This window comes from Pseudomonas sp. NPDC086251 (assembly GCF_044746405.1).
Classification (GTDB): Bacteria; Pseudomonadota; Gammaproteobacteria; order Pseudomonadales; family Pseudomonadaceae; genus Aquipseudomonas.
In genome coordinates, this window is record NZ_JBIVBY010000009.1 from 173320 (window position 1) to 187038 (window position 13719).

At 60.6% G+C, this 13719-nt stretch carries 15 protein-coding genes; 2 read left to right on the forward strand and 13 right to left on the reverse strand.

Annotation, left to right across the window (positions count from 1 at the left end):
- Positions 1 to 90: 90 nt before the first annotated feature.
- The 10 genes from ACIPL2_RS13460 to ACIPL2_RS13505 form a co-directional block, all read right to left on the reverse strand.
- Positions 91 to 726, reverse strand: a complete 636-nt coding sequence (locus ACIPL2_RS13460) for an NADH:ubiquinone oxidoreductase subunit N (RefSeq protein WP_401356946.1) — start codon at positions 724 to 726, stop codon at positions 91 to 93.
- A gap of 82 nt (positions 727 to 808) precedes the next feature.
- Entirely contained in the window at positions 809 to 2257 is a 1449-nt protein-coding gene (locus tag ACIPL2_RS13465) for an efflux transporter outer membrane subunit (RefSeq protein ID WP_401356948.1), read from the reverse strand.
- Entirely contained in the window at positions 2254 to 3141 is an 888-nt protein-coding gene (locus ACIPL2_RS13470) for an efflux RND transporter periplasmic adaptor subunit (protein WP_401356950.1), read from the reverse strand. Before ACIPL2_RS13470 ends, ACIPL2_RS13465 begins: the two co-directional genes overlap by 4 nt.
- Positions 3138 to 3347: a DUF1656 domain-containing protein gene (locus ACIPL2_RS13475; RefSeq protein ID WP_059404133.1), complete on the reverse strand. Its 210-nt coding sequence runs from the start codon at positions 3345 to 3347 to the stop codon at positions 3138 to 3140. The genes ACIPL2_RS13470 and ACIPL2_RS13475 overlap by 4 nt, the downstream gene beginning before the upstream one ends.
- Complete coding sequence (locus ACIPL2_RS13480; protein WP_401356952.1) at positions 3344 to 5416, reverse strand: FUSC family protein; 2073 nt, start codon at positions 5414 to 5416, stop codon at positions 3344 to 3346. The genes ACIPL2_RS13475 and ACIPL2_RS13480 overlap by 4 nt, the downstream gene beginning before the upstream one ends.
- Positions 5413 to 5841 carry a MarR family winged helix-turn-helix transcriptional regulator gene (locus ACIPL2_RS13485; RefSeq protein WP_401356955.1) on the reverse strand — a complete coding sequence of 143 codons (429 nt, stop codon included), beginning with the start codon at positions 5839 to 5841 and terminating at the stop codon, positions 5413 to 5415. Before ACIPL2_RS13485 ends, ACIPL2_RS13480 begins: the two co-directional genes overlap by 4 nt.
- Positions 5842 to 6232: 391 nt before the next feature.
- Entirely contained in the window at positions 6233 to 6514 is a 282-nt protein-coding gene (locus tag ACIPL2_RS13490) for a type II toxin-antitoxin system RelE/ParE family toxin (protein ID WP_401356957.1), read from the reverse strand.
- Entirely contained in the window at positions 6504 to 6749 is a 246-nt protein-coding gene (locus ACIPL2_RS13495; protein ID WP_401356960.1) for a type II toxin-antitoxin system prevent-host-death family antitoxin, read from the reverse strand. The genes ACIPL2_RS13490 and ACIPL2_RS13495 overlap by 11 nt, the downstream gene beginning before the upstream one ends.
- A 144-nt stretch (positions 6750 to 6893) precedes the next feature.
- Positions 6894 to 7139 carry a DUF2789 domain-containing protein gene (locus ACIPL2_RS13500; protein WP_401356962.1) on the reverse strand — a complete coding sequence of 82 codons (246 nt, stop codon included), beginning with the start codon at positions 7137 to 7139 and terminating at the stop codon, positions 6894 to 6896.
- Positions 7140 to 7277: 138 nt separating this feature from the next.
- Positions 7278 to 7739 (reverse strand): aminoacyl-tRNA deacylase, encoded by a 462-nt coding sequence (locus ACIPL2_RS13505; RefSeq protein WP_401356964.1) that lies wholly within the window; start codon positions 7737 to 7739, stop codon positions 7278 to 7280.
- 240 nt (positions 7740 to 7979) lie between these two features.
- Here ACIPL2_RS13505 and ACIPL2_RS13510 point away from each other — a divergent pair, with 240 nt between their 5' ends.
- Positions 7980 to 8510, forward strand: coding sequence for an NfeD family protein (locus ACIPL2_RS13510; protein ID WP_401356966.1), 531 nt, complete (start codon positions 7980 to 7982; stop codon positions 8508 to 8510).
- A 3-nt stretch (positions 8511 to 8513) separates the two neighbouring features.
- The gene (locus ACIPL2_RS13515; RefSeq protein ID WP_129439535.1) at positions 8514 to 9272 is read left to right on the forward strand and encodes a slipin family protein; all 759 of its coding nucleotides are present in this window, start codon (positions 8514 to 8516) and stop codon (positions 9270 to 9272) included.
- 45 nt (positions 9273 to 9317) lie between these two features.
- On the opposite strand, the gene ACIPL2_RS13520 is transcribed toward ACIPL2_RS13515, so the two are convergent.
- From ACIPL2_RS13520 to ACIPL2_RS13530, 3 genes are all read right to left on the reverse strand, one after another.
- Positions 9318 to 10889 (reverse strand): glycosyltransferase family 39 protein, encoded by a 1572-nt coding sequence (locus ACIPL2_RS13520; protein ID WP_401356969.1) that lies wholly within the window; start codon positions 10887 to 10889, stop codon positions 9318 to 9320.
- Positions 10890 to 11093: 204 nt separating this feature from the next.
- Positions 11094 to 12656 carry an efflux transporter outer membrane subunit gene (locus ACIPL2_RS13525; RefSeq protein WP_401356971.1) on the reverse strand — a complete coding sequence of 521 codons (1563 nt, stop codon included), beginning with the start codon at positions 12654 to 12656 and terminating at the stop codon, positions 11094 to 11096.
- Positions 12653 to 13717 (reverse strand): HlyD family secretion protein, encoded by a 1065-nt coding sequence (locus ACIPL2_RS13530; RefSeq protein ID WP_401356973.1) that lies wholly within the window; start codon positions 13715 to 13717, stop codon positions 12653 to 12655. The genes ACIPL2_RS13525 and ACIPL2_RS13530 overlap by 4 nt, the downstream gene beginning before the upstream one ends.
- Positions 13718 to 13719: the final 2 nt, after the last annotated feature.

The window sequence follows — 13719 nt, forward strand, 5'->3', positions numbered from 1 at the left end:
ACAGGATTTGGGTCGTTCACCATGGCGCACGACGATAACCCTGTAGGAGCGAGGCTTGCCCGCGAAGGCGTCCGTCCAACCAACACAGAATCAGGAATACTGCATTTCAATCTCATCAAGCTGATGATCAAAGCTTTTCAGCCGCGCGGTCCAGGTATACACCAGCACCTCGAAATCCCGGTTGATCACCGCCCCGCCCGTCACTTCCGCGCGTGGGTCGCAGAAGTCCAGTTGATAGCGTTCGCGGGCCATGGCCGTGGCGACATCGGAGAGTTCGCGGGCGTTGTTGAGCCAGTGGCGACCGTCTTCGGCGATCTGCTTGTCCAGCTCCAGGCATTGCTTCTTGAGCGCTTCGAGGCTTTTTTCCAGTGGCGTGCCGGTCAGTTCACCCATGACTTCCTGGAACGTGCGCCCGGGTTGCCAGTAGCTGCCCCAGAAATACCGGTCAAACACTGTTTCGACACGGCGCAACGCCACTTTGGTGTCCCAGATCAGCACCAGGGTCTTGCCGCGTTCGCACTGTCTTTTTTTGACGCGCTGACCCTGCACCGTCGCCACCGCCACCACGACGATCGCCATCACGGCAATCAGTGCGGCGGCGCTGTCGAGAAACACCAGAGCCTTGTCGATCTGGTGAGCCAGCATGATGCCGTAGAAATAGGTGGCCGACAGCAGGACCAATGCCGTAATTGCGCACCAGAAGCCGGGAGCATAAGGGTTTTTCATTATTAGAGTCCCCATGACCAACGCGAGCCTTGATTGATGAGTTTGACGCGCGATCTCATCAAGTCAAAGCATAGCAACGGCCTCAGGGTTTGCCGGAGTTCGAGGCTTGCGTTCGTCCGCTTTCCCAGCCACCGCCCAATGCCAGGAACAAATCGATCTGGCTCATGGCAACTTGCGTATTGGCCGAGGCCAGTTGCGCCGTGACATCGGTGTAGGTGCGAGTGGCTTGCAGGTCCGCCAGGAACGACGCGCGGCCGGCCTGGAAGAAGCGGTGGGTCTGGTCTGCCGCCAGTTGCGCCGATTGCTCGGCGTCGGCCAACGCATCGCGGCGCTGCAGCAACGCCGAGTATTGGGCCAGGCCGGTCTGGGTTTCGCGGATGGCGTTGAGCACCACGCCATCGAAATGCGCCAGTGCGCCCTGAGTCGTCGCTTCGGCCTCACGGATTCGTGCGCGGGAACCGTTGGACGGCACGGTCCAGGTCAGCAATGGGCCGAAACCCCAGCGGTTGGTCGCCGGCTTGCCGAGGTTTTCCAGGATGCCCACGGTACCGACGGTCGCGCCGATGCTGATGTCCGGGTACAACTCGCCAGTGGCGATGCCGATGCCGGCGGTCGCGGCGGCCAGTCGACGCTCGGCCTGACGGATGTCGGGGCGGCGCTTGAGCAACGTGGCGCCGTCACCCACCGGCAACAATTGGGCAATTTTCGGCAGCTCCGCGCAATCGCTGGTGCCGGCCGGCAATTGGTCGACCGGTTTGGCCAACAGCATCGACAAACGGAACACTCCGGCCTGACGCGCCGCCTCATAACGCGGCAGGTCGGCACGCAAGGATTTGAATTGTGTTTGCGAACGGGTGACCTGAGTTTCATCGCCACGCCCGGCGTCGCGCAAACGCTGGATCAGCGTGGTGCTCTGGGCTTGCAGGTCGAGGGAATGCTGGGCGATTTCCCGTTCTTCGTTGGCCGCGCAGACCTGGGTGTAAGCCCGGACCACGTCCGCCACCAAGGTGATGCGTGCGGTATCCGCCGCCGCTTGCGTCGCATCGGCATTGGCTTTGGCCGCCTCGATGCCGCGCTGCAACGTGCCGAACAGGTCGAACTGATACGAGGTGGTAATGCCGATGTCGCCAACGTTGGCCACCGGCACTTTTTCCGGCAGCAAGAACGCTTCGCCAGACTCCTGCAAGCGCTGGGCGCCGATCTTCACGCCGCCGCTCCAGCCGCCCGCCGCCTGCGCTTCGTCGACCTGGGCGCGTGCCCGGGACAGGTTCGCCGCCGCCACGCGCAAGTCGGTGTTGGAGGCCATCGCCTGCTGAACCAATTGGTCGAGGCGCGGATCCTGATACAGGCGCCACCAATCGCTGGGCACTGGTGCGGAGACGACATTTTTACCGTTCACCGCCAAGTCGCCCTGCAAGTCTTCGCGGTGCACGGCGGCTTCGTCCGGCAGGTGATAATCCGGCCCGACCACCTGGCAGGCCGACAGCAGCAAGCCTAATCCGGCGACCGCCAAACCCGAGGCCCTGCTCATTTCGCCGGCTCCTGCTGGTGGTCATCCATAATAGAGACCGTCGCCGTGCGCCCGGCAATCATGCGGAAATCCGCGGGTACGTCGTCGAAGGCGATCCGCACCGGAATCCGCTGGGCCAGCCGCACCCAGCTGAACGCCGGGTTGACGTTGGGCAACAGGTTGCTGCCGCTGCTGCGGTCGCGGTCTTCGATGCCGGCGACGATGCTTTCCACGTGGCCGCGCAGTCGCGCGCGGTCGCCAATCACCCGAATGTCGACGCTCTGGCCGACGTGAATGCCGTCCAGTTTGGTTTCTTCGAAATAGCCGTCGATGTGAAAGGAATTGCTGTCCACCACCGACAACACCGGCCGCCCGGCCGAGACGAATTCCTGGTTACGCGGCGCACGGTCGTTGACGTAGCCGTCCACCGGGCTGCGGATGGTCGAGCGGTCGAGGTTCAGCTGAGCGCTGTCCACCGCCACCTGGGCTTCCATCAACGCCACCTCGGCGCGGGCAACCCGTGACTGGCTTTCTTCCAGTTGCTCGCCGGGTACCAGGTTGCCCAGGCCACGGTTACGCTTGGCTTCGCGCTGCGCCTGAGCCAGGGTTTCCTGGCGGTCGGCGACGGCCGCTTTCGCTTGGCGCAGGGCCAGCTTGAAACGGTCCTGGTCGATGCTGAACAGCACCTGGCCGCGCGTTACCAACTGGTTATCGCGCACTTCCACATGCTGGATCAGCCCGGACACGTCCGGCGCAATCTGCACGATGTCGGCGCGGATGTGCCCGTCCCGGGTCCAGGGCGCGAACATGTAATACATCACCATGCGCCAGACCACGACAACGGCGAAGGTCACGATCAGCAGGGTCAGGACCACGCGGCCGATGGTCAAAAAAGGTTTTTTCATGTCATCAGGTATCGACTGAGTGAGTCCACAGCGCCGAGGAGCAAGGCGTAGAGAGCCACGTTGAACAATGCCCGGTGCCAGACCAGACGGTAAAAGTGCAGGCGCGTGAGCAACCCGTGCACCAGCAGGTAAAACACATACGTGATGCCCATCAGCACCAGCAGCGTGGGCAGGAACACCCCGCTGATATCCAGATCACCGATCATAAAGGCGCTCCATCGATGCCATGGGGCAACGGTTCTTCGAGGTCGCCCGTGCCGAGGAATTCCACCCCCGGCAGCAGCGACAGACGCAGCCCACTCAAGGCGTGCAGCAAATGCAGGCGCGCGCCGTCATCGCACTCGCGGTTCAGCGCGCGTCGCGCACGGTCCATGGTCATCAGCAATGGGCTCGGTGCCGGTAGACGCTCGCCAGCCTTGAGGCAGGCTTTGAAATAGTCGCCGACTTCGGCCACCACTTGATGCAACAACGCTTGCGGAGCGCCCAACACTCGCGGCGTATACGCGAGCAAATCCAGCAGGTTCAGCGCCGTGCGCACTTCGCGCAGCGCAATGCCGGTGTCCTGGCCGGTGATGGCCAGGCGCGGCAAGTGCTGCATCAGGCGATCGAGCATCTGCACGCCCAGGTGTCGGTGCTCGGACAGCGTGGCCGGTTCGGTGAGGCTGACAATGTCGCGCCAGCTGAAACGGGTCAGGCGCTTGGCCGCCAGTTCCGCACCGAACGGCCGGGCGATCAGGGTCCAGACAAACGCGAACAGCAACCCGACCGGACCGGCCAGGTTGGAGTTCACGAAACTCAGGAAATCCGCGTCGTAGACGCCCTGAATGCTGATGAAGGACGAGGTGTTGACCAGGGTCAGCAGCATGCCCAGGTAAAACTGCGGTTTGACCGTCAGGGTGCCGACGCAAATGAACGGCACGGCGAACGCCAGCACCAGCATCGGGAAGTCATGCAGGTTCGGCAGGATCAGAAACAGGTAGAGACTGGCGAACAACACCGACATCGCCGTCCAGAAAAAGAACCGGTAAATCTGCGGTGCCGGGTCGTCCATCGAGGCGAAGAAACTGCACGCCACCGCCGCCAGAATCACTGCGGCGCCACCGTCGGTCCAACCGAGCAAAATCCACAGCACCGAGGCGACGATGATCGCAGTCACCGTGGACGCCGCCGAATAAAGCATCAGCCCACGATCGAGAAACGGTGACAGCCGACCGAGCCGCCAGTGCCGATACACCGCCCGCCAACTGTCCTGGCTTTCGCACTGGATGGCGTATTGCAGGCTGCGGCAGTCCTGCCACACATCGATCCACTCGCCGAGGCGATACAGCGCGTTGGAAAACAGCAGTTGCTTGCGATCGTCCAGCGCCTCGGCACTCGGTTGCAGGGCTTCGAGCTGATCCTTCAGCGCCTGCCAGCGCTCGATGTCGGCATCGGTGTGTTGGAGCCATTCACTGGTTGCAGTCAGCAGCGGCGCGAACCTGGCCACAAGTTCCGGCGTGCGCCGCTCAAGGGCATAGAGCGCATCGTCTAAGGCGTCGATCACCGGCAACAGGTGAATCATTCGCCCGCGCAACTCCTTGGTGTTGCGCACGGTTTGTGGCCGCGCACCCTCGTGGGGCAGTTGACCGATCATCAATTCCAGGGTGTTGAACGTCGCGACCATCGACGACCGCAGCGCACTGACTTCGTCCGGCTGTACGTTGCGACTGAGAAACCGCAGGCTGTAGGTCGAAGCGTCGGCAAACCATTTGTTCACCGAATCATTGAATACTGGCGCCAGCCGTCGCGGCCAGAACATCGCGCCGACCACCGCCGCCACGGCGATGCCGAGGAAGATTTCTTCAGTGCGCGCTTCGGCGATGTCCCACACCGCCAACGGGTTATCCACCACCGGCAGGGCAATCAGCGGCAAGGTGTACCCGGCCAGCATCAGCGCGTAATTGTTAGCGGTACGCAGGTGCATTGAGAGGAACAACAACGTACCGGTCCACAGTGCTATGACCACCACCAGCACATAAGGGCTCTGGACAAACATCGGCACGAAAAAAACCGCCGCCGCGGCGCCGAGCAAGGTGCCGACAGCGCGGTACAACGCCTTGGAACTGGTCGGGCCGACAAACGGGCTGGAAACGATATAAACCGTGGCCATCGCCCAATACGGCCGGGGCATTTGCATGAGCATGGCGATGTACAACGCGATCATCGATGCCGCGAACGTGCGCACACCGTAGAACCAGTCCCGCGCCGGGGGCATGCCGGTCAAAAATCCGTTCAAGGGTGGGCCACCGGCAAATGATTGGCCGCTTCAAAGGCTCTCAACACCCGCAGCGCCGCTTCCAGATCACCCTGGTCTATGCCTTCGAGCACTTCATGACGCAAGCGCACCAGCTCAATCTCGACGGCCTGCACCAGTTCACGCCCAGCCTCGGTCAGGCTCAGGCATTTGGCGCGTCGGTCGTGGGCGTCTGCGGTGCGACGGACGTAGCCGGCATGACACAGCTGATCCAGCAGTCGCACCAACGACGGACTCTCCATCCCCGCCGCCTGCGCCACCGTCACCTGCCGCACACCCTCGCCCAAACGCCCGATCATCAACAACGGAACGGCGCAGGCTTCGGAAATTCCATAGTTGACCAGCGTGGTCTGGCAGATCTTCCGCCAATGCCGGGCGGCCACCACCATGGAGCTGCTGATGTTCATCTGGAGAGCGTCGAGATTCTTCGGCACGGGGGGAATGCACACACTGTTAGTTTGCTAACTATCAATATCGCATTGGAGGGGATTTTCAGTCAAGTTTTGAAACAAATTGGCAGCCATGGCCGTGCCTACCTCGGAAGGAAACGCCATAGCATTCGAAACTGCGTAATGATTTCGCCTATACCGAGACTTTAAAAATGATCGAGCGTCCTGCAGAACCTGAAAATACTGTGGAATCCGAAGACTCAAAGCAGTACCACAATTTCCTGCAAAGAAAAGTGGACGCTGCACGGCTATCACGGAGCAAGGGCCAAGGGAGCAGCAATGAAGAGATCGAAACGGAATTTGCTGCAAGGCGGACGCGAGGGGCAGAATAAAAAAGGTAGCTAGCTATTTAGCGTTTTTTGGCTCGGTCATAAACAGCGCTGCGCTCACGCTTACCCACTGCTACAACGGAAACGACTACACGCTCATCAATTACTTCGTATACCAACCTATACCCCGCTGACCGCAGCTTGATTTTGTAACAGTCAGGCATTCCATGAAGTGAATCTGATGGCACTCGCGGGAGCTCAAGTCGCTCTGCCAGTTTCTTTTTGAATTGATCGCGTAACGTATGACCTAGTTTGTCCCACTCCTTGCGTGCGGACGGCAGGAATTCGAGCTTATAGGTCATCCAGATTTACCGGGATCGACTTTTCGTGCCTGCGTGAGCGAACAATTTCTGCCAGTTCAAGGTCATCGAGTCGCTCCATCATGCTCTCGAAAACATCGGCTGGAACCATGTATCCCATGACGCGATTGTGATTTAGCACCGCAACAGGCCCGCCATGGGCACCGTTCAGTACTGCTGATGGGTTTTTCTTCAATTCAGACACGCTAACAGCGATGTCGGCCAGAACATTTTGCATAATTAAGACCTCAATTAAGGTCGTTATTCTGGTCTATTGATCCTTTCTGAGCAACTCAGAAAAATCAGATGAGCAGCTTTGTGCTTGGATTTTTCTTAACCGCCCAACAGATTTTTTACATTTACTCCTCTTCCTACAGATTTTTTAAACCCCTCGCCCCTTCCTCAACAACACATCCAACTGATCCACCACCTCCGCCCAATCTGCGTCATCCAGAATCTCATCGCGCAAAAATGCCGCCTGGCTCTCGGTCCAGAAAAACGCATCCGCCAGGTGCAATTCAGGCTTTAGCGGTGAATGCGTGGCGATGAATTGATCGATGCTGACCGGATCGTTGTCCAGGCCGAGTTGTTTGAAGAGCGATGGGAGGCTGTGGGTGGGCGATTCCATGACGAGCTCCTTTGTTGTGGATGAATCGGTGACCGCTTCGCAGTCATTCGCGGGCAAGCCTCGCGCCTACAGGGGAACTGCGGTCCATTGTAGGAGCGAGGCTTGCCCGCGAAGGCGTTGTAACTGACACCGAAAAACTTACTGACTCAACTCGCAAACTTCCGCATGCGGCACCAATTTCAGGAATTCCGGCATGCTCATGTGCAGCAGATTGTTGTGGTTGCCAGCCTCCAGGTAGATGTCTTTCTGCCGGGTCAGTAATGGGTCGATGACCATGTCCAGGCCATAGGATTCGCCCAATGCAGGCACGGCACCGCGTTCGCAGTCCTCAAACAGGTGCGGCAGATTGCTTTCCCGGGTGACCTGCCATTCACCGCTGCTGCGTACTTTGCTCAGGTCCAGGTGACGGCTCGCTGGCAGCACGGCCATCAGGTAATGACCATGGTGGTCATCGAGGATGACCGATTTGGCCACCCGTTCGGCAGGAATGCCCGAGACCCGAGCCGTTTCAAGGCTGCTGGCCGAATGTGGGTGGGTAACGATGTCATATTCGCATTGAGCCTGCTCGAGGCTTCTCTGCAGGGTTCTTGCCATACGCATGATGCACCTCGGTGTCCGCGAACAGCTTGGGGCGGACGATGGTTAAACCTTTTGACTCCACTAAAAGTCTAGGCCCGCTGGCGCCATTGCGCGTGAAATCTGCCCGTCGGCCGAGGTCGACAATTGAGCAAAATTCATACAACCCACAGCTCGACTAAACTGTATGTAACGTGGATTGCCTGAATTGGCACGGTGCTCTCAGGTTTATCGCGAGCAGGCTCGCTCCTACAGGAGGGTCACGTGAACATTCGTTGCGGTGCAGTTGCGCTGTTGCTGGCCTTGAGCGGATCGGTTTTCGCGGCGGACACCGTTGTCCTGTTGGTACCCAACCCCATCGGGATCTGGCTGATCACCTTTGGCATCGCGTTTCTGATCGCCGAAGCGGCGTTGCCCAACTATGGCGTGATCGGTTTGGGCGGCATTGTGATGTTCGTGATCGGTGCGGTGATCCTGACCAACACCGAAGTGCCGGTTCCGATGATGATCGGCCTGGGACTGATCAGTGCCCTGCTGCTGATTTTCCTGCTCATCCACGCCCTGAAAACCCGACCGCGCGAAAACGTCAGTGGCGATGCAGGACTGGTGGGCAGCGTGACCCCGGTGATGTCGCTGGCCGGCAATGCCTACAACGGTTGGGTGCACCTGCAAGGCGAAAAGTGGCAAGTACTCAGTGCCACGCCACTGCAGCCCGGGCAACGGGTCCGGGTGGTGGCTCGCAAGGGATTGTTGCTGGAAGTGGCCGCGGCTGACGCGGCGCCGGGTGGAGAATAAACCATGGGCCTGCAACTGGGTTTTGCCGCGCTGCTGTTACTGGTGATTGCACTGGCGGGGTCGACCTTTCGCATCCTGCGCGAATACGAACGCGGGGTGGTGTTCCAGCTCGGGCGCTTCTGGCAGGTCAAGGGCCCCGGCCTTATCCTGCTGATTCCGGTGGTCCAGCAAATGGTCCGTGTCGACTTGCGCACCGTGGTCCTCGATGTACCGCCGCAAGACGTGATCACCCGCGACAACGTCTCGGTCAAGGTCAACGCCGTGCTGTATTTCCGTGTCCTCGACCCGCAGAAGGCAATCATCCAGGTTGAAGACTTTCTCATGGCCACCAGCCAACTGGCGCAAACCACCTTGCGCGCGGTGCTCGGCAAACACGAACTCGATGAGCTGCTGGCCGAGCGCGAACGTCTGAACATCGACATCCAGCAAGTGCTCGACGCCCAGACTGATGCCTGGGGCATCAAGGTCGCCAACGTCGAGATCAAGCACGTGGACCTCAACGAATCGATGATCCGCGCCATCGCCAAACAGGCCGAAGCCGAGCGGGAACGGCGGGCCAAGGTGATCCACGCCGAAGGCGAACTGCAGGCCTCGGAAAAACTCATGCAGGCCGCCGAAATGCTCGGCCGCCAGCCGGGGGCCATGCAACTGCGCTACATGCAGACGCTGAGTTCGATTGCCGGGGACAAGAGTTCGACGATTGTTTTCCCGCTGCCGATCGAGTTGCTCAAGGGCATGGCAGACCTGTCGTCGAAACCTTGAGCCATCCGCGTATCTGGGAAACCGTTCAAGCCGTCGGGCAACGGCTCAATGCAGCACGAACAAACGTGCGTTGGCGCCTCCGGCCCGGGTTTCGCCAACGTTCTGCCAGCCGCTAGGCAATGGCGCGAATTCGTCCGGCACATCCACAGTGCCAATCAACCACACGCGACCCGTGCCTTTGGGTAAGCCGTCGAGGTGATCCAGGTAAATATCCTGAGTCACCAGCGTGCCGAAGCCATAGGCATTCGGTCGACTCGAAGCACCACTGGCCAATGGCGGGGTGTAGAGCAACGGTTTGGCGTTGGTGCGGTTGTAATAGACATAGCTGAGGTACCAGAGCATATCGCTGGTGACGATCCGGTCGCCGCTCACATAATGCTGATTCACGTAGTCGACCATGACGCTGATCTGGTCATTGGTATCCACCGTCGCGTTGTTCTTCAGGCCCACCAGTTCAACGCCGACAAACAGCACCAGCACCGTCAGTGCCAGCACTCGGAAGCCCGAATACAGGCGATCGATGGCCAGCGCGACAATCATCGGCAGCCCCAACGCATAGGCCGTCAGGTAACGCTCGATAAACACCGGCGTGATAAACGACACCGCAAACACCAGCAGTAACGGCAGCCCCGTGTAGATCACCAGCAGAACGCTGCCGCGAAAGACGCTGCGGTCCCGCGCCAGCGCCACCCCCGCAATGGCCAGCAACGCCAGCGGCAGCGCGATAAAGATCAGCGTCGGCAGGTTCTCGCCGTCGTCCTGGGTGAGGAACGACCAGATCATCGAGGGCAGCGAGCCAAACGTGACAGGCGTCTCCCAGCCCACATCGCCATTGGCCTTGAGCTGATCCATGTGCTGGATCAGATCGATCAGGCTCGGCACCCACGGCAGGTACAGCAGCACAATCGCCACGTTCGCCAACCACCAACCGGGACGCTGGATATGCCGCAAGCGATACCCCGGCTGTACGCGGATCAGCCCCAGGTACAGCCAGTGACACAGCACGCACAGCGCAGTGAAGTAATGGGTGTAGAACGCGGCAGTCATCAGCAGCACATACGCCACCAGATACCGCGTGCGTTGGGGGCGCCTGATCCAGTAGGCCAAGGCAATCGTGGCGCCGATCAGCCACAGGCCCAGCAGCGAATACATCCGCACTTCCTGGCTGTAACGTACCGCCGTGGGCAGCAGCGCCAAGAGGAAACCGGTCAGCAACGCGGCACGCCGGGTAGCGAGCAAGTCCATCAGCCAGACGCCGAGCCACACCGTGACGATCCCGGGCAGTGCGCTGAGGCAGCGGATCGAAAAAATGCCGTCGCCGAACAACTCGACCCAACCATGCAGCAGCATGAAATACAGCGGTGGGTGTACGTCATGCGCGGCGTGCACCCAGATGTCGGCCAAAGAATAGTGGCTGAGCAGCAGGCTCGATCCTTCGTCACCCCAGATGGCCGCCGCCGTCAGGTCGTAGAAACGCACCAGCGCGGCCAACGCCAGGATTGGCATCAGCCAATGCTGCTGCGCCCAGCGCAACCAGCGCTGAACAATCGCCCAGACACCGGGCGCCGCGTGCGGGCCCTCAGCGCCATCGAGCGGCGTTTCTCTGCGCGCCTCCATTGCCCCTCCCCAAAACGGCCCGACCCACAAAGCCTGTTGATCACTTTAGGGCGACGCAAGTTCGTCGTCGATGCTGATTTGCGACCGACGACATTTGGCACTACAAGATCTCAATGTGCGAGCCTGCTCGCGAAAGCGCTGGATCAGTCAACATTGATGTTGGATGTGATGACTCTTTCGCGAGCAGACTCGCCCCCACAAAGGTCAGCCCTGCGGATACACCGACTCCCATCCCCCACCCAACGCCTTGTACAACCCGACCATCGCCAGCGAAACCCCGGTCGAACTCTCCACAAACTGTTCCTGGGTCGCCAGCAATGCGCCCTGCACCGTCAGCACGTTGACGAAATCCACCACGCCTTCCACGTATTGCTGTTGCGCGGTGCGCAGGGCGATCTGGTTTTGGCGTACGGCTTCGGCGAGGCTGTCGCGGCGTAGTTGGCTCGCGTTGTAAGTGGTGAGTTGATCGTCGATTTCATGCCAGGCGCGCAGCACGGTTTGCTGGTAGGCGATGGCGGCTTCCTGTTGTTGGGCTTCACGTAAGTTGAGGACGCCGCGCAAGCGTCCGCCGTCGAACAGCGGCAGGCTGAATTGCGGGCCGATGCCGAACGAACGTGAGCCCCAGGAGCCGAAATCACTCAGCTGCATGGCTTGTGAACCGAGGTTGCCCGACAGGGTAATCCGTGGATAAAAATCGCTCTTGGCCACGCCAATGTTTGCGGTGGCGGCGTGCAGACGGGCTTCGGCCTGACGGATGTCCGGCCGGCGTTCGGCCAGTTGCGACGGCAGGCCGATGGCGACTTGACGCGGGGTTTGTGGGACTGGGGCGTCTGTGGATAACTCGGCAGACAATGCCTGGGGTGCCTCGCCCATCAGCAGGCTCAGCGCGTTGATCAGTTGCGATTGGCGCTGCTCCAACGCCGGCAGGCGTGACTCGATGGCCGCAACTTGCGCGGCAGCCTCGGCGACGTCCAGGTCGGTGGCGACACCGTCGGCCAGACGCAGCTGCGAGAGTTTCAGGCTGTGACGGGCGACCTCGAGGTTCTGCTCGGTGACCGCGCGTGTGCTTTGCACGCCACGCAGCTGGATGTAGTCCTGAGCGGTTTCGGCGAGCACTGACAAAAGCACGCTGCGTCGGTCGTTTTCTGCCACTTCCAGGGTCGCGTCGGCGGCTTCGGTTTCCCGGCGCACGCGGCCCCAGAAATCCAGTTCCCAGGATGCGGAGAAACCAGCGTCCCACAGGTTGAACGCCGAGTTGCCATTGTTCCCGGACGGATCATTCAAGCCTTCACCGCTGTTGCGTTTGCGTCCGTAGCTGCCCGTGGCGGCGGTGGTGGGATAGCGCTCGGCGGTGATCACCTGACGCACAGCGCGGCTTTGCTGCAAGCGGCTGCTGGCGAGTTGCAGGTCGAGGTTGTCGGTCAGGGCGCGTTGGCTCAGGGCCGAGAGTTTCGGGTCGTGGAAAACGCCCCACCAGCGTTCGTCCATGGTTTCGGCGACGGCTTGGCTGGGGGCGACTTTTGCCGGTTTTGACCACTCGGCGGCTTGATGTGCTTGAGGCTTCTGGAAATCGGGGCCGACGGTGCAGGCGGAAAGGCTCATGACGAGTACGGCACAGTAGGTTAGTTGAGGCAGCCGGCCTCTTCGCGAGCAAGCCCGCTCCCACATTTGATCTGCTGGGCGCCCACGTTTTATGTTCAAAAGGAGATCAAATGTGGGAGCGGGCTTGCTCGCGAAGGCGTCAGATCGATCAACAAAAATCCTCATCGTTGCGCAACCTCATGCTCACCGGCACTGCCCGTATCAATACTCGCCTCCACCGACATCCCCACCCTCAACCGCTCAGCCAACCGCTGCCCCGGTTCCAGCACGATCTTCACCGGAATCCGCTGCACCACCTTGGTGAAGTTGCCGGTCGCATTGTCCGGTTTCACCGATGCGAAGGTCACGCCGGTGGCCGGTGCAATGCTCTCGACGCGCCCCCGCAGGGCTTCGCCGCCAAGGCTGTCGACGCGCACCTGTACGTCCTGCCCCGGCTGCACATCGGTCAGCTGGGTTTCCTGAAAATTGGCGACCACATACGCCTGCGCCAGCGGCACCACTGCCAATATCTTGCTGCCCGGCGTGACATACGCGCCGACCCGCACCGCGCGCTCACCAACCATGCCGTCCTGCGGCGCGACGATCCGCGTATAGGACAGCTCGAAACTGGCGATTTCCAGCGCTGCTTGCGCTCGTTTCAGCTCACCTTCGGCCGCGTCGCGCTGGGCGGTAAGAATCTCCACCTGCTTGCGTTCCGCCGCCAAAACCGCCGTCACGTTGGCCAACCGAGCGCTGGCTTGATCGATGCGAGTCCGTGCTTGCTGAGCGTTTTGCACCGTGCCGGCACCGACGCCGGCCAGGTGGTTGTAGCGGTTTAGTTCATGCGCGGCGAAGTCCATTTCAGCCTTGGCCGACACCACGCTGGCTTGTGCCTGGGCGATCACCGAGCTCTGGCGTTCAAGTGTCGCACGAGCATTTTGCAGGTGTGCCCTGGCCACCAGCGTCTCCGCGTCAGCGGCTTGAGCAGCGGCGCGTAAATCCCGGTCATCGATCAACGCCAGCAACTGCCCGGCCTTGACCTGCTGGTTGTCTTCCACCAACACCTCCTTGATGAACCCGGCCACGCGCGGCACCACCAGGGTGAAGTCCGCCGAGACGAAAGCGTCATTGGTGTTTTGTTGTGTGCGCTTGCCGAAAAGACCGGGCGCCAGCAGGTAAACCAGTACGCCGATGGCTAACGCTGTGGCAACGCCGACAGCCACTTTTTGCTTTGCATGAGTCGTCATAA